The sequence below is a fragment of the Shewanella sp. ZOR0012 genome, assembly GCF_000798835.1.
Classification (GTDB): Bacteria; Pseudomonadota; Gammaproteobacteria; order Enterobacterales; family Shewanellaceae; genus Shewanella; species Shewanella xiamenensis.
The window spans coordinates 909,250-931,892 of sequence record NZ_JTLE01000094.1 but is presented as its reverse complement, the minus strand read 5'-3'; the positions used below and the strand labels follow the sequence as shown (position 1 = coordinate 931,892).

Sequence of the window (22,643 nt, the reverse complement as noted above, 5' to 3'; positions counted from 1 at the left end):
TCGCAGTGGGACATTTTGATGATCCTGTAGATAGACCCGGTATGGCGCATTTTTTAGAACATATGCTCTTTTTAGGCACCGAAAAATTCCCCGACTCAGGCGAATACCACTCATTTATCAATCAGCATGGTGGCAGCAATAATGCTTGGACAGGCACCGAGCATACCAATTTCTTTTTTACCATCAATGCCGATGTTTTCGCCGACTCCTTAGACAGATTTAGCCAATTCTTTATCGCGCCAAAATTTGACTTGGAATTGGTGGATAGAGAACGCCAAGCCATTGAATCTGAATTTAGTTTAAAGCTGAAAGATGATATCCGCCGCAGCTATCAAGTGCTAAAAGAAACCGTCAATCAACAGCATCCATTCTCAAAGTTCTCCGTGGGAAACTTAGCTACTTTAGGAGGAACGCAGGCACAGGTTAGAAGCGAGTTATTGGCGTTTTATCAAACTCACTACAGTGCTAATTTAATGACACTGTGTTTAGTTGCACCTATGTCGTTAGATGCGTTGCAAGCACTTGCAATACAATATTTCAGCGAGATCCGTAACTTAAACTTAGTCAAACAGTATCCTGATGTTCCGCTGTTTTCACAAAATGAACTGCTTAAGCAAATCAATATTGTCCCATTAAAGGAACAAAAACGTTTAAGCATCAGCTTTAATTTCCCAGGCATCGACCACTACTACAAACGTAAACCACTCACCTACATTAGCCATATTCTCGGTAATGAGAGTAAAGGCAGCCTGTTGTCGTATCTTAAAGAACAAGGTTTAGTAAATAATTTATCGGCAGGTGGCGGTGTCAATGGCTATAACTTCAAGGACTATTGCATTGGCCTGCAGCTCACAGATAAAGGCATGAGCAATATTGAAGACATTGTTTGTAGCTGTTTTGAGTATATTGAGTTAATCAAAACTCAAGGCCTTGAAGACTGGCGCTATTTGGAGCGAGCAAATCTGCTAAAAATGGCATTTCGCTATCAAGAACACGTTAAATCCCTCGATTTGGCCAGCCACTTAAGCATCAATATGCACCACTATGAAGTGGAAGATCTGCTCTTTGGTGATTATCGCATGGATGGTTTAGACGTGCCCGAAACACTCGAGTTATTGGCACTAATGACACCGCAAAACATGCGGTTGCAACTTATTGCACAGTCCGTTAAGAACGACCGTAAAGCTAACTGGTATCACACGCCATACCAAATTTTGCCGATAAAGCCTGAGTCCCTCGCCCGTTGGCAAGTCACTCAGATTCGTCCAGAACTCCAGTTACCCACAGCGAATCCCTTCATTGTGGCTGATTCTATTGCTCGTCCCGATAAAAGCGAAGTCGCAGTCCCTGTTATCGTTGCGGAATCCACGGGATATCGTATTTGGCATAAAAAAGATGATGAATTTAATGTCCCTAAAGGGCATATGTATTTATCACTCGACTCTGAGCAAGCAAGTAAAACCCCCAAACATGCCGCTCTCACCCGCTTGTATGTCGAGATGTTACTCGATTATCTAACCGAGCCTACTTATCAAGCTGAAGTCGCAGGATTAAGCTACAACATCTATCCACACCAAGGGGGCATAACGCTACATTTATCCGGTTTTACCGGTAATCAAGAGACACTGTTAGCTTTGCTTATCCATAAAGCAAGAGAACGTAATTTTACCGAAGAACGGTTTGCCTTAATCAAGTCTCAGCTGTTACGTAGTTGGCAAAATTTGGCTCAAGCTAAGCCGATTTCACAACTGTTTACCAGCCTGACAGCAACATTACAGAAGCGCAGTTACGAACCAGCCAGAATGGCCCAAGCACTTGAAAATTTAACCTTGAATGATCTACATAACCATGTAAGGGCATTTTACGAAAAAATTTATCTAGAAGGATTAATTTACGGCGATTGGTTAGTCTCAGAGGCGCAGGCACTCGGCAAACGTCTGGAGCATATCTTGTCCCTCGTCTCTAGCCCTAGCGCAGAATCCACCCGTGAATTAATTAATTTAACCGGACAAGGCACCCTTTTAAGAGAACTGGCGATAGATCATCAAGACAGCGCCATTATCGTCTATTACCAATCAGCAAGGGCAACGCCAGAAAAAATGGCACTGTTTAGCTTACTCAATCACGCGATGTCTTCAACCTTCTTCCATGAACTGCGCACTGAAAAACAATTAGGCTACATGGTTGGCACAGGTTACCTTCCGCTGAATCGCCATCCTGGGCTCATTTTCTATATTCAATCACCCACAACGGGTCCACTGCATTTACTGGAAGCAATCGACGAGTTTATCGCGGACTTTAACTATGCTGTTATGCAAATAACGAATGAAGAATGGGAAAGCACAAAACAAGGACTCATCAACCAGGTAATGGAACATGATGCCAATCTTAAAACTCGTGGCCAACGTTATTGGGTGAGTGTCGGTAATCGAGATTATCAGTTCAATCAACGGGAACTGGTTGTGGCTGAAATCAGCAAGCTCACCCGCCCCGATTTAATCAAGTTTATGATGCAAAAAATGCGCACAAAGCATAGTGATCGCTTAGTGCTTTTTAGTACCGGTTCTGAGCATGTATCTCAATCAGCCCTCAAATCTGACAATATGATTACCGATCTAAAACTGTTCAAACAAAACGCTGAAAAGTTCAATTTTTAACCTAAAAAAAGCTGTTAGATCATTAATCCAGCATTTACTGTAAACAAACAAAACCGCTGCATTCATGCATTTGTGCAGTAGTATCTCTGGTCTTTGTAGTAAAAATTAATGTAAAACATGGTCAATCCATCCCTCAGATCAAATGCTGCACACTGTCTAACGCCATCTGTCTGCAATTTAAAGGAATTTTTACATTATCACTTTTGACAAAAGCTTCTATTTCTGGAAAAGTGATGTAACACAATTGTTTCATGGCATCCTCGGACAATACTAAGAACAACACTATGCCAAAAGCACTCTTACAAATAATTATCCTTCATTGCTTGTTTTTAAGTACTTTGATTCTATCTTTCTATACTTCAGCATTTTCTAGTGAGGCCTCCCCTCAAGTGATTTTACAGTCACAGTCATTCGGAGTGGCACAAGGCCTTTCGCAAGGCACTGTAACCTCAATAGTTCAAGATAATGATGGTTATCTCTGGATTGGTACATTTAACGGCCTTAACAGATTTGATGGAAGAAACTTCAAAAATTTTTATGCTGATGAAACAAGTTCCGGATTACCTAGTTCATTTATTCGAAGTTTACAATTAGATAAGAATGGTAAACTTTACGTAGGTACAGATAAAGGTTTGGCAGTATATGATAAAAGTAAAGATTCATTCATAACATACGGCCCTCCATTTGAAAATAAGCCTATTTGGAGTATAAACACCACTTTAGATAGCCTAATCATTGGTACCGACAACTCAATAATAGAAATTAATGTGAATAATAGTTTTAAAATATTTTCACCAAAAGGAATTGGTGAAATAAAAAAAATAATAAAGAGTGGTGATAGTTATGTATTTAAAGACTACTCAGGAAAGTTGTTTAAATTAAATAAAAACAAACTAAAACTTATTAAAGAAAATATTATAGATATTGAACAAAAAAATGCAGACACTATTATACTATCCTCAGAAGATGGTCTTTTTGAATTTAATGGAAATATTATAAAAAAAATAGACAATCGCCCATTCTCACAACTAGGAAAAAACCATCAAAATATATACGGAATTTCAGAAAACTCTATAGTTGACATTACTTCAACAAAAAAAATAGGTTTGATACCAGCATTCGCTCCAGACAAAAACACTTATTTTTATATAAATAAAAGCTACTTTACATTTGGCAGTATTGACCAAGGTTTTTCGATTATAAAAAAGCAAAACAATCTAGTAAAGCAAACTACTCTTGTTAACAACAGCATTTGGCATTTAACTAAAAATGAAAATGGTTTTCTCGTTTCATCGGATTCAGAATATATAACTCTTTTTGATGAAAACTTCCAGAAAAAAAAGGACTTCAATACACATACCGTAGGATATAAATATGCAGTATTGATCGGGAATAACCTTTTTTACGGAACGAGGCATGGTTTGTTTTTACAAAATAATGAATCAGTTACTATGCTTAGTTCAGAAACTATCTCATCATTATCCCAAAGTGATGATGGTTCGCTTTTATCTGCGGGCACACCTAATGGAAAGATATTAATAATAAAAAACTCTAGTATAATAAAAACCATTGACACAAAAAGAAACGAGCCAATTTTTGATATAGAAATAATATCTGAAAATTTACTTTACGTTGCAAGTCAAGGTGGTTTAAGAAAATATGAAAATAGCAATGAGACTATAATTAGCGAACAATTAACCTATAGTATTGAAAAAGATAAAAATAATATTTTATTTGGTACATCCACAGCACTAATGCGTTACAACCCATTAACTGAAAAAAATGAAAAAATACTTTCTAACAATAAAGAAATATATTCAATTGTGAATGATGCTGATTTCATCACACTATCTTCACTAGGTGAGGTAATTGTTTACAACAAGAATAACCAGACTTCATACACGTTGAATACATCAAATGGAAGTCAATATGAGTATAACTCACCCAGCGCAATAAGAATTAATGATGTTATTCTATTAGCAGGTGTAAATGGGATAAGTATTGTATCTCCAGAAGAAGTTACACATTATATAAAAAACCAAAAAATAAGCAAAGCTGAGATAATAAATTTTTCAGTTTTCAATATAGCACAAGAAAAAAATGGAAAGTACTTAAAACAACCAATTGATGTAACAAGTGAAATAACACTTAAATATTCCGAATATCCTTTTTCATTTGACTTCTTAACACCAATGTCAGATGAGTTCTCTACAAACTATTATTATAGAATGCAGGGACTGTCGGATACATGGATTTATTCTAATGGAAATAACTCTGCAACCTATACTAACTTATCTCCTGGGAAATACGTTTTTCAAGTTTATGCTATAAACAAGCTTTCTGGAGAAAAGTCACCTGAAAAAGAAGTGAATATAATAATAACGCCACCTTGGTGGTCTTCAACTCAAGCTAAAATATTTTACTTTATTATTCTAATTTTTATCACCCTATTCATCTTTAAAGCTATACTAAGAAAAAGAGAAGTCCAGCGACAAATAGCTTTAAGTGAGGAGCGCCTAAAGCTGTCTCTCTGGGGAAGTGGCGATGAAATGTGGGACTGGGATATAGAAACGGGTAATATTTTCCGCTCGAATATTTGGGGTGCATTAGAGTTTCCAAGGGATGGCCACCGTTCAGGTAATAATGATGAAGAAAGTAACATTCACCCCATGGATCAGGAACGCGTCAGAGAAGCACTGAATAAACATTTCTATGGTGAGACAGATCACTTTGAAGCGGCATATAGAGTTAAGGGCAAAGATGATAGCTGGATCTGGATTTTAGATAGGGCCAAAATTGTAGAAAGAGATGATAAAGATAATGCCCTTCGAATGACAGGTACTATTAAAAATATCAGTCAATTTAAACAAAAAGAAGAACAATTAAAACTGTTCGAAAAAGCCATCGAAAATATTTCAGAAGGCATGTTTATTCTCGACAGCGAGTATCGTTTTGTCGAGGTCAACGAAGCATGTTGTAGAATTTCACAGCGAAATAGAGCTGATTTTATTGGTAACTTGCTTACCTTTGAGTTATATCCAGAGTCCTTCTCAAATCAGATCCGCAGTATGCTGAAGCAGCAAGGTCGATGGGCGAGTGAAGTCGAAGCTAGTCGTGGTGATAAAAGCCATTTCCATATGGAGCTCACCATAGACGCGATTTACGATGAGTCGGGCGAACTATCACACTATGTAGGTGTTTTCTCCGACATATCAAGACGTAAACAGCAGGAAGAAGAGCTTCGAAAACTCACCAACAATGATTTACTGACTGGCCTGCCAAACCGTTCAAACTTACAAGTCACATTAGGGAACTTAGTCAATAAAGAAATTAATCATGCATTAATGGTACTCGATTTAGATAATTTTAAGCGTATTAATGACTCATTAGGTCATCAAATTGGCGATCAATTACTTAAACTGGTATCTGTCAGAATAAAATCCTCCGTACCGAAAAACACGAGCATCTATCGTTTAGGTGGAGATGAATTTGCCATTGTGCTCGATAAAACCTCTGATATAAGTGCCTGCGCGGCAATTGCGGGACGAATTATTGAAGCTTTTAAAGCTGTATATGAAATAGGCAATGAGCAACTTGTTTTGGGGGCAAGTATCGGGATTGTACTTTATCCAGAGGATGAACAGAGTGAACAAGCATTACTGAGAAAGGCGGATATTGCCATGTACCATGCAAAATCGGCTGGCGGTAATTGTTACCAATTCTACTCAGAATCTTTTAACCAACATGCGATTAAGCAATTAGAAATTGAAAATCTTATCAGGGAAGGTTTAAAAGATGATTTATTTGAGGTGTATTACCAGCCTAAAGTTGATCTAAAGCATGGTCATGTTACCGGAATGGAAGCCTTAGTGAGATTAAATCATCCAATCTTAGGACTTATTCCACCGAATGATTTTATTCCTCTTGCAGAAGAAAATGGCCTCATTATTGAAATTGGCGAAATTGTACTCAGAAAAGCCTGTTTTGCCGCCCAAAAATGGCGTGAACTGGGTCTGTTTAAAGGGAGAGTCGCCGTCAATTTATCGTCACGTCAGTTTGCACTGCCCGATCTGCAACAACGAATTGAATCTATTTTACGATTAACACAATTGCCAGCTGCACATCTTGAACTCGAAATCACCGAAGGGACGGTGATTAAACAACCGGAAATGGCCATTATCGTTATGCAGCAATTAACGAAAATGGGTGTCAATCTAGCATTAGACGACTTTGGTACGGGTTATTCGTCACTTTCTTACTTAAAACGATTCCCTATCCATACGCTAAAAATCGATAAAGCCTTTGTCGATGATATTGATAAGTCAGATCGTGATTTGAAGATGGTCGATTCTATTATCACCATTGCTCATAATATGGGACTATCCGTGGTTGGAGAAGGTGTTGAACAAGCAGCACAGCTAAATATCCTACGCGCCCTAAACTGTGAAGAAATACAAGGTTATATCTTTAGCAAAGCGATTAATGAGACCGAGTTTACTCAATTGCTGCAAGATGACCGGAGTAAATTCATGCCCCACCACAACATTATTTGATCATCTAATTATCTCTCTGTCGGTAGTTTGAAACATTGGCACAACATCTGCAGATAGATGTCCAGTGTCAAAAAATAAAATATTATCAACTACCCTGAGAGATAAAACGATGAAAGGAATTCTTACCGCAGCAGCTTTACTGTCTACTATCGGCTTTGTAACAACTGCCGCAGCCATTGAAACAACTGTAACTGTAGAGAAAAGCCTCTCTCAAACTGTTGTGTCATCTGAAGCGACTAAAGAAGTTGATCAAGAAGTCGCTGGTCATCCGTATGTCAAATTCAAACCATTTGAAGTCGCTGGCCACCCGTATGTCAAATTCAAACCATTTGAAGTCGCTGGCCACCCGTATGTCAAATTCAAACCATTTGAAGTCGCTGGTCACCCGTATGTCAAATTCAAACCATTTGAAGTCGCTGGTCACCCGTATGTCAAATTCAAACCATTTGAAGTCGCTGGTCACCCATATGTGAAATTCGCTAACTCAAATACTGAAATAGCGTAATTTAACTGTAAATTGAGGTCACAGAATATGATTAACTCACTAAAAAAAGCACTTGGTTTCGCAAAGCCTGTTCGTAAAAAAGTAAAATTACCAGAAGGCTTAAACCACCTTGAAGTGATCCCAGCAAAGGGTTGGTGGAATTAATTCCATCTAAATCTGAAAACATTATCGTTTAGATAGTCTAGAGCTACTCAGCTAGCGCGCAGCCTAGGCCAATAAAAAAGGAGCTTAATGCTCCTTTTTTATTGGTCACATTTACGACAAATCATATCTATATTAAGCGGTTAGACATCCGTCAGAACTCTGACACACTCTTCTTAGTGCAATACGCTTATGGGAGGAAAAGAGTGGAAATGCTAAGGGTCCTAGTATAAATCCCATTACAGCCCAATAGCTTACCGTTAACCCAGCTCTAAAAGCCGCAATCCCAAAACACCACGAACAACTCACCGACAAGGCAGCAACTATATAAAACATCAATCCCACAGCAACCTCTTTAATCGACTAAGTCATTATGTGCAAATCAAAAAATAGCAGTTTGCTATACAAATGGACTCCGAGCGAGGCTACTTATAAGCATTAATCAACATCAGATATGCACATACGGTATAACAGCACAACTGCCGTAATAGGACGCCATAATACAAGATCCCCCCAATAAATGTGAACGTTTTTTAGGCAAAACTTAGCCTTGAGGCAATAAAAAAGCGGCATAAAATTGCCGATTTTTTGACCAAAACTTCTAAGTGTTAGAAGAAGCGAGCTTTTTCTGCCGCCATCGCCTTAAGGCGTGGGCAAGGCTCAAATCGATCGCCATATTGCGTTTGATAACGTTCAAGTATTTTGACTAAGTTATCCGCGCCTAAAGTATCGATATAATGGAATGGGCCACCCAAGAATGGTGGGAAACCGATGCCAAAGATAGCGCCGATATCACCATCGCGCGGTGAGGCAATAATGCCTTCATCTAAGCAGCGCACAGCTTCATTGAGCATTTGCACTACACAGCGTTCCGCTACCGCGCTCATTTCTTTATCGACACCAGGCTTGATGCCTAATACGCCATACACACTTTCATCGACGGCTTTTTCCTTGCTGGCAACACCATACTGATAAAAACCTTTGCCGTTTTTACGACCCTTTCTATCGTCGCTTAACAGCTTGTCGAAAGCCGCTGGGGCTTTAAAACGTTCGCCAAGCTCTTTTTCAAGAATGGGAGAGATCTTAGCGCCCACATCAATACCGACTTCATCAAGCAAAGTGATAGGGCCAACGGGGAAACCAAACTTCACTAACGCTTTATCGAGATGTTCAACACTTTGCCCTTCTAGCAGCAATTGTGCGGCTTCGTTCATATAAAGCGCGAGGATGCGGTTAACATAAAACCCCGCACCATCTTGTACTACGATTGGTGTTTTACCCTGTTTACGGGCAAAGGCAACCGTGGTGGCAATGGTTTCTGGGGAGGTTTTGGCGTGGGCAATCACTTCCACCAGCGGCATTTTTTCTACTGGCGAGAAGTAATGTAAGCCAATCACATTTTCAGGACGGCTAGCCGCTTGTGCAATTTGACCAATGGGTAACGATGAGGTGTTAGACGCAAAAATCGTGTGCTCACCGCATTCACGCTCAATGTCTTTTACCATTTGATGTTTGAGCGCTAAATCCTCAAATACCGCTTCCACAACGATGTCGGCATCTTTAACGCCTTTATACTCAGTGGTTGTAGTCATCAGCGCCATTAAATTGTCGCGTGCAGCTGGCGTCATATGACGACGTTTAACGCCTTTATCCAATAACTTATAGGCGTAGGAAAGCGCGTTGCTTAAGCCCTTTTCGTTAATGTCTTTTACCCGCGCAGGGATTTTAGCCTTAGTCGTCGTTACCGAAGCAATACCACCGCCCATCAAACCGCCCCCTAAGATCACGGCTTTTTTGACTTTACGTGGCGTAGCCCCTTCGGCGCCGGTTTCTTTCTTCATCTCTGTGGTTGCAAAGAAAATACTGCGCAGCGCTTCAGATTCTTTCGACACCACCAGTTCAGCAAAATGGCTGGCTTCTACCTCAAGCCCTTTTTGCATTCCCTTCGCCATACCTTGACGCACGCAATCAATAATTTTTGCAGGCGCGGGGTAGTTCCCTTGGGTTTTCTTAGCGACTTGCTTAGCGGCTTGATCAAAAATAATGTTGCGACCAAAGCCAGTACCTTCAAGCAATTGGTTTACTAGTGATTTTTTAACTGGCTTAGCTGTTTTTTTACCCGCGAGCGCCATCTCCACTGCGGTTTGCAGTAAAATAGTCTGTGGCACCACATCGTTAACTAAACCCATCTTTAACGCTTGTTTTGGACGAATTTGTTTACCTGTCAACATCATATCCAGCGCAGTGGTAATGCCCACTAAACGAGGCAAACGCTGAGTACCACCACCACCGGGTAATAAACCGAGTTGCACTTCGGGTACGCCCAGCATGGTCTTGCCATCATCACTGCACACACGTTGATGGCATGCGAGCGCGAGCTCTAAACCGCCTCCTAAACAGGCGCCATGAATAGCTGCAACCACAGGGATATTTAAGGCTTCTAACTCGTTAAACACCACATGCCCTTGCAGGGATAAGGCTTTAGCATCGCCCGCCGTTTGGCAAGCATCGAGCATAGAGATATCGGCACCGGCAACAAATGAATCTTTTTTACCCGAAATCAGCACTAGGCCACGGATACTGCTATCGCGTTTTATCTCAGATAGGATTTCACTGATCTCAGGGCCAAATTCTGCCTTGAGGGTATTCATGGTTTCGCCGGGTACATCCATCGTTAGAATGGCGATACCGTCTTCACGGCGGGTTAAATTAAATGTCTTTTCCATCGCCATTACTCCACTTCCACAATCATTGCAGCCCCTAAACCACCCGCAGCACAGGCCGTTGCCAAACCCGTTCCGCCGCCACGACGTTTAAGTTCACGACAAACCTGAGTGATTAAACGCGTACCTGTAGCCGCAAATGGATGGCCATAGGCTAAAGAACCACCGAGCACGTTAAATTTGCTCATATCAATGTCACCAATGGCGCGGTTGCGGCCAAGTTTTTCTTCGGCAAATTTCTTTGAGGCAAACATCTGCATATTCGCTAGGGTTTGTGCCGCGAAAGCTTCATGCATTTCGATGAGGGTTAAATCTTCTAATTCCATGCCAGCACGTTTTAATGCCAATGGCGTCGCATAAGATGGGCCCATTAGCATATCTTGCCAGACATCAATGGCGGTAAATGCGTAGCTCTTAATGTAACCAATTGGTTGATAACCTAAAGCTTTAGCGCGGCCTTCACTCATCAAAATGATCGCCGAGGCGCCATCGGTCAGCGGCGTACTGTTCGCGGCCGTCACGCTACCATGCTTTTTATCGAAAGCGGGACGCAGTTTGGCGTAAGAAGCTAAATCGGAGTTTTCACGAATATTGTTATCGCGCTCGATAAACTGTTTGTAGGGTGGGACATGGGCCACCATCACTTCATCACGTAGATGGCCCGAAGCCCAGGTTTCACTCGCCAGCGTGTGGGAGCGGTGCGCCAGCGCATCTTGATCGGCGCGGCTGATGTTGTAAGTCTTGGCCATTTGCTCCGCGGTTTGTCCCATGGACAAACCCGTTGAATACTCAGCCACGGCTGGCGGTACAGGCAATAAATCTTTAATGCCTAAACGGCGAAAAATCTGTAATTTTTGGCCAAAAGTGCGGGCTTTATTTAGATCAACTAAGGCATGGGCGAGCTTTTTAGACACACCAATAGGTAATACAGAAGAAGAGTCGGCACCGCCGGCAATCCCGATGTCGATATTACCGGTCATGATTGACTCAGCCACATTCACCGCAGATTGAAAACTGGTCGCACAGGCACGGGTCACGCTATAGGCATCGGTAGACACATCCATACCCGTTCCTAATACGATTTCACGGGCAATATTCGGTGTCGCAGGCATTTGTACCACCTGACCATACACGAGTTGCTCAATCAATTTAGGATCCAGTTCGCTACGAACAAGCAGTTCGTTAACCACCATTTTACCCATATCGAGCGCCGATACTCCGTGGAATGCGGTCGCCTGTTTCGCAAATGGCGTTCTTAAGCCCGCCACAATAGCGATACGCTCACCCTTTGCATTAGTTACCTGTTGTCTATCACTCATTTGTCACCCTCTTTATGTGCGCTATCGCTGAGAGATTTCAGGCGGCGCTATCGATTTCCATGTTTGCCCTGCTGTTTGGCACCAAAAAAGCCTAATAACAGGTCTGACCATTAAAGTGTGATCTGATTCTAACTTCTTGTCAGCAAGTTTTAAACACCTGTTTGTTTTTTTAACACTAGCCAAACCCTTAGGGAATTCTTTACCATATTCGTTGTCTTAAGCCCACACACGTATTTTCAATTGATATTTTCAACCTAAAAACGAGTAGCATCATGCCTTTGAGTCGCTTCCATGCATTACGCACTTACCTAAATAAGGTTGTTTTAGGGCAGCCTGTACTGACCGAAAATCTGCTCATTGCCCTCATCGCCAATGGCCATTTATTAGTAGAAGGTCCACCAGGACTTGCCAAAACCCGCGCGGTTAAAGCCCTTTGCGACGGAGTTGAAGGGGATTTTCATCGGATCCAATTTACCCCCGACTTGCTGCCTGCCGACTTAACAGGAACGGATATCTATCGCTCCCAAACCGGTACCTTTGAATTTGAAGCTGGTCCGATTTTCCATAACCTGATCCTCGCCGATGAAATCAACCGCGCCCCCGCTAAAGTGCAGTCGGCGTTATTAGAGGCCATGGCGGAAGGTCAAGTGACCGTGGGGAAAAATAGTTATAAATTGCCACCGTTATTTTTAGTGATGGCAACGCAAAACCCCTTGGAAAACGAAGGCACTTATCCGCTGCCTGAAGCTCAGCTCGACCGTTTTTTAATGCACCTGAATTTGGATTACCCAAGTGGCGACACCGAGATCGAAATCTTGCGTCAATCCCGTAAGGAAGCACTCACCCACGAGTTGCCAACCACTGAGCCGATTGCTCAAGCGGATATTTTTGCCGCCCGTGATGAAGCAATGGAAATCTATCTAGCTGAGCCGCTAGAGAAATACATAGTCGAAATTATTATGGCAACCCGCCAACCCGCGCGTTACAGCGACGAACTGACCAAATGGTTAGAGTACGGTGTGAGTCCTCGTGCGACGATTTCGCTTGAACGCTGCGCCCGCGCCAGAGCCTGGTTACACGAGCGCGATTTTGTCTCTCCCGAGGATATTCAAGCTGTTGCGCCCAATGTATTAAGGCACAGACTGCTGCTGAGCTATCAAGCGCAGGCCGAAGGGGTCAGCCGCGACCAAGTGATTAACCATATTTTGACTCAAGTCGCCGTGCCTTAGACCTGAACGCCATAAAACAGTCCCATAGCTATGTGTTCAGGTGGCGAACAAACTAACGTTAAGTTAAATAAATGGCTTTAAATGAGTGACTTTGAATGAATAACAGTGCGCTAAACGCATCCCTACATAATGATGTTGCACAACATGGCTTACCTCTTAATGGTTTGCCCTTGTTTGCCGACGGGTTGCATTTAACCGAGAAGGAACTGCTCGCCTGCCAGACCATAGCTCGGGCTATCCCAGAGCGTCACAGCCGAGCACGTGCCAATCTGGCAGGTCATCGCAGCAGTCTAATCAAAGGCCGCGGGATGGAATTTGCCGAAGTGCGCCATTATCAGCAAGGTGATGATGTCCGCACCATAGATTGGCGCGTCACAGCCCGCACTGGGCAAACCCACACCAAACTCTTTATCGAAGAGCGCGAGCGCCCTATTCTGCTGCTGCTCGATTTAAGCCAGAGTCTGTATTTTGGCTCGAGTTTGCTGTTACAGTCGGTTCAAGCGGGGCATCTGGCTACCACGCTTGGCTGGAACGCAATTAACCACGGCGACCGACTCGGCGCCTTAATCGCCTGCGAATCGGAGCACCTTGAATTAAAACCCCGCAGTCGCCGCCAAGGGATATTGCAGCTCATCTCAGGCCTGCGCCGAGTGCACGAGCAGCAACTCAATCAGCTCGGCAGTCATCCGCGCGATCCTGATCATATCCTGCGCGCCTGCCAGCGGTTGCAACGCATCGCTAAACCGGGCTCATTAATTTGGATCATCACCGATGGCAGCCATTTTACGCCGCAATGTATCGCGCCGCTGACAGAACTCAAACGCCACTGTGATATTGGCGCGTATTTGATAACAGACCCTTTGAGGCAAGGTAACCTGAATTTGCCTAAACAGTTCAGTTTACCAGTCCGAGATGGGGAGCAAGACTTAGTGTTGACTCGCCATAGCTATCAGGCGTGGCTTGCGCTGCAACACCAGCAACAGAATGACTTTATTACCATGATGCAAAAGCTTAGGGTACACACCCAATTTATCGATGCAGGCTTACCGCTTGCAGAGCAATTAGCATTGCTGCAGTAACCACATGGCAGAGAAGCTATTCAGTTGACAATGAACCGAAAGAATAAGTGAGTCCAAAGCGTGAACCCACAAACTTTACCGCCAGCCTCGGATAAGGCTGTAACGCCAAATCCCATGTTGGCGGATTTGCAGGATATTATTATCCCCGATCCTATTGGTGCTTGGCCATGGGCCGTAGGCTATTGGTTAGTACTTGCTATCCTGCTGGTGCTAATCATCAGCGCGATCCTTTGGCTTAAAAAACGCGCCGCTTACTTAGCGCCGAAAAAAGCCGCCCAAGGTTTGTTTGCAGTACTTGACCCCAATTCAAGCCAGTACGCCTCGGAAGTCAATCAGCTATTAAAACGAACTGCACTGAGTTACTTACCAAGAGAAGAAATAGCGAAACTCGATGGCCCCGCTTGGGCAACTTGGTTAGATAGCCATTTGCCCGCAAAACAGCGTGGCCGCATTGGGCCCTTATTGGGAAAGCGTCATCAGGCTAAACCACTAAGCGCTGACGAGGCCCGTGAGTTACAGGCCCTCGCCCGCAGCTGGTTTGCCTCAAAAGCCAAATTAAGCGCACCGATAATGCACGCGGCTACAAACCCAAACCCGGCTACGTCAGCAGCATTAACACCGGCTCCAGCAAAGCCTGCGGAGGAGCAATGTTAACTTTAGCCTGGCCTTTTGCATTGATTTTACTGCCTTTACCTTTTATTTTTTGGCGTCGGCAATCAGTACATGCCGAAGGTGCGCGCCTGCAACTGCCCGGTATTAGTCAAACGGGCAAGGCCAATATCACTAGCCACAACCGTCAAAGCCGTAAACGCTATTGGTTAATGTGGTGCTTGTTAGTGCTTGCTATCGCCCGTCCACAATGGCTTGGCGATCCAATTGAGCTCCCTAGCCAAGGTCGCGATCTCATGCTGGCGGTGGATTTATCCGGCAGTATGCAGATTGAAGATATGGTGATCGACGGCAAAGTGGTCGACCGTTTTACCCTCATCCAACACGTGGTCAGTGAGTTTATTGAACGCCGCAAAGGCGATCGCATCGGTTTGATTTTATTTGCCGATCACGCCTATTTACAGGCACCACTGACTCAAGATAGACGTTCCGTTGCCCAGTTTTTAAAAGAGGCGCAGATTGGCCTCGTTGGTAAACAAACGGCGATCGGCGAATCGATTGCACTCGCGGTAAAACGTTTCGATAAAATGGATGAGAGTAACAGAGTATTGATTTTATTGACTGACGGTTCAAACAACGCCGGCAATATCGATCCTGAGCAAGCGGCCCAAATTGCCGCCAATCGTAAAGTGACGATTTATACCGTTGGCGTGGGTGCCGATGTCATGGAAAGACGCACCCTCTTTGGTCGTGAACGCGTCAATCCGTCAATGGATTTGGATGAAAACCAACTGCAGCAGATTGCCGATGTCACCCACGGCCGCTATTTCCGCGCCCGCAATAGTCAGGAGTTAGAGCAGATTTATCAAGAAATCGATAAACTTGAACCCGTTAGCCGCGATCAACTCAGTTATCGCCCTCAAGCGGAGCTATTTTACTGGCCGCTCGCATTAGCACTTCTCACCAGTCTCTGGATTGCACTAGCGCAGTTACCGTTTTTTACTCGCGCTAAAACCCTTGTTTTATCAGCCACACCGCGGGGGAATGTCCGTTAATGAGCCTGCATTTTATTCGTCCTGAATGGTTACTCGCCCTATTGCCGTTAGGGATTATTTTATGGACGCTTTGGCGCCAGCATGCAACTAACAGTGCGTGGAATCGTTATATTGCGCCACATTTGGCAAAAATATTAGTCACAGAAGGTTCGCAAAAGTCCCGCAGGCCGCTGTATATCTTGGCCTTTTCTTGGTTTATCGCCGTGTTAGCGTTAGCGGGACCCGCCCTCAATAAACAATCTTTGCCCGTCTTCGCCGCGGAGCAAGGCCGAGTGCTGGTGATGGATATGTCCGTCTCCATGTTTGCCACCGATTTGGCACCTAACCGTTTAACCCAAGCCAAGTTTAGGGCGACGGATTTATTACGCGGCCTAAAAGAAGGGGAAACCGGGCTCATCGCCTTCGCCGGCGATGCCTTTACCATAAGCCCCTTAACCCGCGATACGGGCACACTACTCAATTTATTACCCACCTTAAGCCCTGAGATTATGCCCGTGCTAGGGTCAAACTTAGCCGCCGCATTAACCCAAGCCAAAAACCTGCTGGCACAGGGTGGACATCTTCGTGGCGATATTATTGTGATGACGGATGGCATCACGCCTAAACAATTCGATGAGGCCAACTCAGCCTTATCAGGCAGCCAATATCGCCTCGCGATTATGGGATTTGGTAGCCCCCAAGGCGCACCAATTCGCTTACCCGATGGTCAACTACAACGAGATAGCAGTAATGAGGTTGTCGTCGCGAAAACCGACTTTGGCTTGCTGCAAAAATTAGCCGATAACCATAATGGCACTATGATCCCCAATCGCACCGATGGTGAGGATCTTGTCCAACTTCAACATTGGTTAAGCGATAGTGGTGATGCCAAAGCCACGGATCTCGATGGTGAAACTTGGCAGGATCTCGGTCCTTACCTCGCCTTATTCTTACTCATTCCTGCCCTGCTGAGCTTTAAGCAAGGCATGCTCGCCAACTGGCTGTTGATGGGATTAACTGGTTTATTATTCGGCGCATTGCCACAAAACGCCCACGCCAGCGCCTGGGACTCGCTCTGGCACACTCAAGAGCAGCAAGCGATGCAGGCTTACCAAGCCGAGGACTATGCCAATGCCGCTCAAAAATTCGAGACGCCCCAATGGCAAGGCGCTGCGCAATATAAGGCAGGCAATTTCGAACAAGCGCTAAAAACCTTTGAGCAAGATAATTCAGCCAATGGGCTTTACAATCAAGGCAACGCGCTGATGCAAATGGGCAAACCCGATAAAGCTAAAGAACGGTACCAAGCAGCGCTCGACAAGCAACCCGATTTCCCACAGGCCAAGGCCAACCTTGAGTTAGCGGAAAAACTGCTGGATCAGCAACAATCCCAGCAAAATGCTGACAACCAAGATCAGCAGTCTCAGGGCGACCAAAACCAACAGGGACAGAACCAAAACGATCAGCAGCAAGGACAAAACCAGCAGCAAGATCAGCAATCCTCGCAAAACGACCAAGCTCAAGAGCAGTCTCAAGAGCAACAGTCCCAACAGCAAAATAATGCCGACCAAGCGGACGAAAAACCGTCGCAGGATCAAGACACCTCATCCGAGCAGCAGGATAATGCTGAGCCAGGCGCGCAGGATAAACAGCAAGATGCTGATAAAGCACAACGAGATCAGCAAGAAGCTAAAAATGAACAACAGCAGGCACAGCAAGAAGCCAATCAGCAAAATAGCGCCGATAACAATGCTGAAGATAATGCAGAAGAGCAAGCCAGCAACGAAGCCCAAATGCAGGCAAAGGTCGCGGATGATAAGTCCAACACGGAGCAAGAACAACAAGCCCTAGCGCAAAAAGCGGATAAAGAGAAACAGTCGCAGGCAGATAAAGACACTGAAACCGCCATCAGTGAAACACTAGAAGCCCCGCCCAGTAACAGTGAACCTTTGCCCGCTGAGATGCAGCGAGCCCTGCGAGGCGTGAGTGAAGATCCACAAGTATTGCTGCGAAACAAAATGCAACTCGAATATCAAAAACGCCGTCAAAATGGCCAAATATCAAGGGATAACGAACAGTGGTAATCAGACAATTTTTTATCCTCCTCATTCTTTGCATCGCGGTTATCAATCCCGCCTTTGCCCTGAGCAAACTCGAGGCGTCGGTCGATCGCAATCCAGTAATGGAGGGAGAGTATTTTGTGCTCAATGTCAGTGCCGACGATGAGGTCGACACAGGTAAACTCGACACCTCCATCCTGCTAAAGGATTTTATTGTGGGTCGCACCAGCGTGAGCCGCAGCACTCAGATCATGAACTTTGACGCGGTTAAAGAAACCCGCTGGCAAGTGCTGCTAGCGCCAAAGCAAAAGGGTCAACTGACCATTCCATCCTTTAGTATTGATGGCGTCAGCTCCGCCGAAATTCCCCTCAAAGTAGTCCAAGCCGGTGCGCAACCTGAGCAGGCTAAGAATCTGTTTATCGATGCTAAGGTATCGAGTGATGAGGCCTACGTCGGCCAGCTTATCACCTATAAAGTGAAGCTCTACCTTGCGGTCGAACTGCAACGCGGTGTGCTTAATGCTCCCGTTATCGAAGGCGCGCAGATTAAGCAAATTGGCGAAGATAAAGACGGCTCGGAGATCATCGATGGCCGCCGTTACCGCGTGATTGAACGCACCTATGGCATCATTCCCGATTTACCCGGCCAAGTGAATATCAAAGGCGCGACCTTTTCTGGCGATGTATTAGTGGAATCCCAACGCCGTGGCGGCATGTTTGGCTTTAACGAGAGCCGCCCAATGCAAGCCGGCGCGCCCTCCTTAAGCATCCAAGTCGAACCTGCGCCAACTAGCTTCCAAGGCCAATGGCTTGTGGCCGACTTAGTGGTATTAAAAGAGAGTTTTCCTGAGGATGTAAAAGAGTTTACCGTCGGAAGCCCTATTACCCGCACGCTCACCTTATTGGCCTCCAATGCCGATGAGAATAGCCTGCCGGATATCGCGCAAAATCTGCCGCCAGAGCTTAAATCCTATCCCGAAAAACCTCAGCGCCAGAGCTTTGTGCGCGATGCGCAGATAGTGTCCCAATACAGTATTACCTCAGCGATTGTGCCCAGTAAAGTAGGCACTTTTACCTTACCTGAAGTGAAAGTACCTTGGTGGAATCCACATCTTAAACGCCAAGAAATCGCGACCCTGCCCGCTCGCACTATTGAAGTAAAAGGTGGCGCCATTATCGATACGCCCGTCGAACCCAACTGGCAGGCAAATACCAGCACCCGCAATGAAGGTAGTTGGAGCGCCAATCTGTTTGCCCTGCTATGGCTAGTAACATTGATTGCATGGGGCGTGACCTTGGTTGCTTGGCGCCGTGCACTTAAGCGCCAAACACCTGTTAACACTCAGGTTCAACCTCAACCACTCGTCCTTGGCAATGGTCTTAAAGGCTTGGAGCAGGCCTGCGCTAGAGGTCATGTCAGCGATATTTTGCAGCAATTACAGCAATACTTTAGTGAGCAGGCCGCTCGCCCTATGACGCTCGATAAAATTGCCGCGCAATCGAATGAATTAGCAGAGGCGATTCGCCAATTACAAGCATTGGCCTACGGCGGAAAAGCCAATAGCGGTACACAACTGGCTGACGCGGTAAAAGCATTGTTAAGCGCGGTAAAAAGCGGCAATCTAAAAACCATGGTACAGCCATCTACGCCATTACGTCCGCTAAATCCAAACGGCTAATCCTAAACAGTGCGACGGCTTACTCGAATGAATAAGGTGTAATATTTTGAATCGTAAAATAAAAAGAAAAAATCAAAAAAATGTTTACTAACTGGCGAAAGAAATCCGTTGAGCCTGCGGTCTCTTCTGACATGCTGAGTAAACAACGACGATATAACAGCCTAGTCAAGGCGCTGCACGCCGATATTTTCCGTTATGCCTTTTGGTTGTGCGGTGACAAGCCGGTTGCTGAAGATATAACCCAAGAAACCTTCTTGCGGGCGTGGCGCTCTTTAGATTCCCTTCAGGATGATAAAGCGGCGAAGGCTTGGCTAATCACGATTTTAAGACGTGAAAATGCCCGTCGATTCGAGCGCAAACAATTTGATTACGCCGATGTCGAGCAAGACAGCTTAGAAGATCACATAGCCTCCAGCACTGAAGAGCAAACCGAGCAGTACTGGTTGAGAAGGCAAATCGCTAAGCTGGATATCGAATATCGAGAGCCATTACTACTGCAATTGATTGGTGGTTTTAGTGGGGATGAAATCGCCGAACTGTTGGAACTGAATCGTAACACAGTAATGACGCGCTTATTTCGGGCGAGGAACCAATTGAAAGAATTACTTGAGAAAACAGAGGTAAGAGGTCAATCCAATGGATGAGCTTAAATTTAGACGTCAAGCTTATGAAGATCCTCATAATCAAGACCCAGAGTTTCTTGAGCAAATGCGTGCCAAACCTGAGCATCAGGCCCTTGTTTCTGAGCTTAAACGCTTCGATGCTAAACTCAACCAAGCCTTAAAAGTGGAAGTACCGGAAGACTTAGCCGATAAACTCATCCTACGCCAACAACTACAACAACACCACAAACAGCGCCGTCAAACGGGTTTTTTAGTGGCGATGGCTGCCTCTATAGCCTTTATCGTGGGCATCAGTTTTAGCCTGCTACGTTTAGGTCCGGTAGATTTAGCTGAGCATGCATTAGCCCATGTCTACCATGAAGGAGTGGCGTTGCAGGTTGATCAGAATGTCAATTTCAGCCAAGTGAATGCGCAGCTTGCCTCGATGAAAAACCTTCAAAATGCAAAATTTATCGAACAACCAGGCAAAGTTTACTACACCTCTTACTGTGATTTTCAAGGTGTTAAGAGTCTGCATTTAGTTTTACAAGCAGAAAAAGGCAAAGTCACACTGTTTATTGTGCCGATTGAAAAACGCATGGTGCTGGATAACACCTTTGCCGATGGCAAATATAAAGGAATGGGATTTGAAACCCGCGATGCTTATATTTTGCTTGTGGGTGAGGATCAAGCAGACCTTAGCTTTGTAAAAGACGAAATCAACAACACCTTTATCTAACCAACTAATATATAAACCTTTCTTAAATCCACCTCCGATATTTTTTCACGATCGGAGGTCGGATTTCGATCACATCTCCATCTACTAATGGGCTCTTGCTCAAACATCTGGTAGCATGCTTGCCACTTTTAATAATAACAAGATGGGATAAAAACAATATGACGATTGAAACCCCAATTTTAATCACATTTGTTGGCTATTTAGTATTGATGATGGGCATCGGATTTTGGGCTTACCGTGCTACCGATACTGTGGATGATTATATTTTAGGTGGCCGCAAAATGGGCCCCGCCGTAACCGCACTCAGCGTTGGCGCCTCCGATATGTCAGGTTGGTTACTGTTAGGCTTACCCGGCGCGGTATATTTAGGTGGTTTAGGTGAAGCGTGGATTGGTATTGGCTTAGTGATAGGTGCTTGGCTAAACTGGTTATTTGTAGCAAAACGCTTACGCATTTATACCCAATTAGCAGATAACGCCCTCACTCTACCTGACTTTTTCGAGAAACGCTTTCACGATAAACAGGGCTATCTCAAGCTGGTTTCAGCGATCACGATTCTAGTGTTTTTTACCTTCTATGCCTCCTCTGGCATGGTGGGCGGCGCCATTCTATTTGAAAAGGTCTTTGGCTTAGATTACAACGTAGCCTTGGTAATAGGCTCAGCCATTATCGTAGGTTATACCTTTATTGGCGGTTTTTTTGCCGTGAGTTGGACCGACTTCTTTCAGGGCAGTTTAATGTTGATTGCCCTGCTGATCATCCCGTTTGCGGTATTTTCTAATCCCGAAAGTCATGCCGGAATTGAATCTATAGACCCTGCGATGCTGGCATTGATCAGCGATAAAACCACTGTGATTGGGTTGTTATCGCTCTTGGCTTGGGGTCTGGGTTATTTTGGTCAGCCACATATATTGTCGCGCTTTATGGCTATCGGCACTGTCGATGCTTTGCCCACATCACGCCGTATTGCCATGAGCTGGATGATTTTATCCCTGCTCGGTGCCCTAGCGACAGGCTTGGCGGGATCATTGTATTTTGCCAATGAACCACTCGCAAATGCCGAAACTGTCTTCATTCACTTAGCTCAGGCGGCATTTAATCCTTGGATAGGAGGCTTACTGATTGCGGCCATTTTATCGGCCATTATGAGTACCATTGATTCTCAATTATTGGTGTGCTCGAGTGTAATTACCGAAGACTTTTACCGCAAATGGTTACGCCCTAAAGCAGATGACCGTGAACTTATGATGGTTGGTCGCATGGGCGTACTTGCTATTGCAGTGATTGCCGGTGTTATCGCCTTGAATCCTGAAAGCAGTGTATTAAACCTGGTGAGTTATGCGTGGGCCGGATTTGGTGCGGCCTTCGGCCCAGTTGTGCTTTTGTCGCTGTTTTGGAAGCACTATAGCCGTAATGGCGCTATCGCAACGATTATCGTCGGTGCGTTAACCGTGGTATTTTGGAAGCAACTTTCTGGCGGTATTTTTGACTTATATGAAATTTTGCCCGGATTTATGTTTGCTATTATCGCTGGTGTGATTGTGAGTAAACTCACTCGACCAAACGATGAAATCACCGCCGAATTTGAGCAATTTAAGTCAGCGTTATAACCGCCGAATATCGCTTCTTCTTGTAAAAAGCGTACAAGTGTACGCTTTTTACAATTTGTATAATTTTATTAACCTTCGCCTCATTACAAAGTATTAACCTCAAT

Annotated in this window: 14 protein-coding genes; 12 read left to right on the top strand and 2 right to left on the bottom strand. The window is 44.6% G+C overall.

Annotation, left to right across the window (positions count from 1 at the left end; genetic code table 11):
* The 3 genes from L976_RS05860 to L976_RS05850 all read left to right on the top strand — a co-directional run.
* The coding region (locus L976_RS05860) for an insulinase family protein (protein WP_156143234.1) at positions 1-2,657 on the top strand (2,657 nt) is incomplete at its 5' end.
* Positions 2,658-2,941: 284 nt separating this feature from the next.
* Positions 2,942-7,210: an EAL domain-containing protein gene (locus tag L976_RS05855; RefSeq protein WP_047535112.1), complete on the top strand. Its 4,269-nt coding sequence runs from the start codon at positions 2,942-2,944 to the stop codon at positions 7,208-7,210.
* A gap of 109 nt (positions 7,211-7,319) precedes the next feature.
* The gene (locus tag L976_RS05850; protein WP_047535110.1) at positions 7,320-7,715 is read left to right on the top strand and encodes a hypothetical protein; all 396 of its coding nucleotides are present in this window, start codon (positions 7,320-7,322) and stop codon (positions 7,713-7,715) included.
* A gap of 749 nt (positions 7,716-8,464) precedes the next feature.
* Here L976_RS05850 and fadJ read toward each other — a convergent pair.
* Both fadJ and fadI read right to left on the bottom strand, forming a co-directional pair.
* The gene (gene fadJ / locus L976_RS05845; protein ID WP_047540177.1) at positions 8,465-10,582 is read right to left on the bottom strand and encodes a fatty acid oxidation complex subunit alpha FadJ; all 2,118 of its coding nucleotides are present in this window, start codon (positions 10,580-10,582) and stop codon (positions 8,465-8,467) included.
* A gap of 5 nt (positions 10,583-10,587) precedes the next feature.
* A complete protein-coding gene (gene fadI, locus L976_RS05840; protein ID WP_047535108.1) occupies positions 10,588-11,898 on the bottom strand; it encodes an acetyl-CoA C-acyltransferase FadI in 1,311 nt (436 codons plus the stop codon).
* Between the two features lie 272 nt (positions 11,899-12,170).
* Here fadI and L976_RS05835 point away from each other — a divergent pair, with 272 nt between their 5' ends.
* The 9 genes from L976_RS05835 to putP all read left to right on the top strand — a co-directional run bounded on the left by L976_RS05835 (position 12,171) and on the right by putP (position 22,539).
* Complete coding sequence (locus L976_RS05835) at positions 12,171-13,127, top strand: AAA family ATPase (RefSeq protein ID WP_047535105.1); 957 nt, start codon at positions 12,171-12,173, stop codon at positions 13,125-13,127.
* A 95-nt stretch (positions 13,128-13,222) separates the two neighbouring features.
* A complete protein-coding gene (locus tag L976_RS05830; RefSeq protein ID WP_037420190.1) occupies positions 13,223-14,206 on the top strand; it encodes a DUF58 domain-containing protein in 984 nt (327 codons plus the stop codon).
* 60 nt (positions 14,207-14,266) lie between these two features.
* Positions 14,267-14,860: a DUF4381 domain-containing protein gene (locus L976_RS05825; protein WP_047535101.1), complete on the top strand. Its 594-nt coding sequence runs from the start codon at positions 14,267-14,269 to the stop codon at positions 14,858-14,860.
* Entirely contained in the window at positions 14,854-15,870 is a 1,017-nt protein-coding gene (locus L976_RS05820; RefSeq protein ID WP_047535099.1) for a vWA domain-containing protein, read from the top strand. Before L976_RS05825 ends, L976_RS05820 begins: the two co-directional genes overlap by 7 nt.
* Positions 15,870-17,933 (top strand): VWA domain-containing protein, encoded by a 2,064-nt coding sequence (locus tag L976_RS05815; protein WP_047535096.1) that lies wholly within the window; start codon positions 15,870-15,872, stop codon positions 17,931-17,933. The genes L976_RS05820 and L976_RS05815 overlap by 1 nt, the downstream gene beginning before the upstream one ends.
* Positions 17,927-19,588, top strand: coding sequence for a BatD family protein (locus L976_RS05810; protein ID WP_047535094.1), 1,662 nt, complete (start codon positions 17,927-17,929; stop codon positions 19,586-19,588). Before L976_RS05815 ends, L976_RS05810 begins: the two co-directional genes overlap by 7 nt.
* Before the next feature lie 80 nt (positions 19,589-19,668).
* On the top strand, positions 19,669-20,232 hold the full coding sequence (locus L976_RS05805) for a sigma-70 family RNA polymerase sigma factor (RefSeq protein WP_037420204.1): 564 nt from the start codon (positions 19,669-19,671) through the stop codon (positions 20,230-20,232).
* On the top strand, positions 20,225-20,929 hold the full coding sequence (locus L976_RS05800) for a DUF3379 domain-containing protein (protein ID WP_037420207.1): 705 nt from the start codon (positions 20,225-20,227) through the stop codon (positions 20,927-20,929). Before L976_RS05805 ends, L976_RS05800 begins: the two co-directional genes overlap by 8 nt.
* A 158-nt stretch (positions 20,930-21,087) precedes the next feature.
* Positions 21,088-22,539 carry a sodium/proline symporter PutP gene (gene putP, locus L976_RS05795; RefSeq protein WP_047535091.1) on the top strand — a complete coding sequence of 484 codons (1,452 nt, stop codon included), beginning with the start codon at positions 21,088-21,090 and terminating at the stop codon, positions 22,537-22,539.
* Positions 22,540-22,643: the final 104 nt, after the last annotated feature.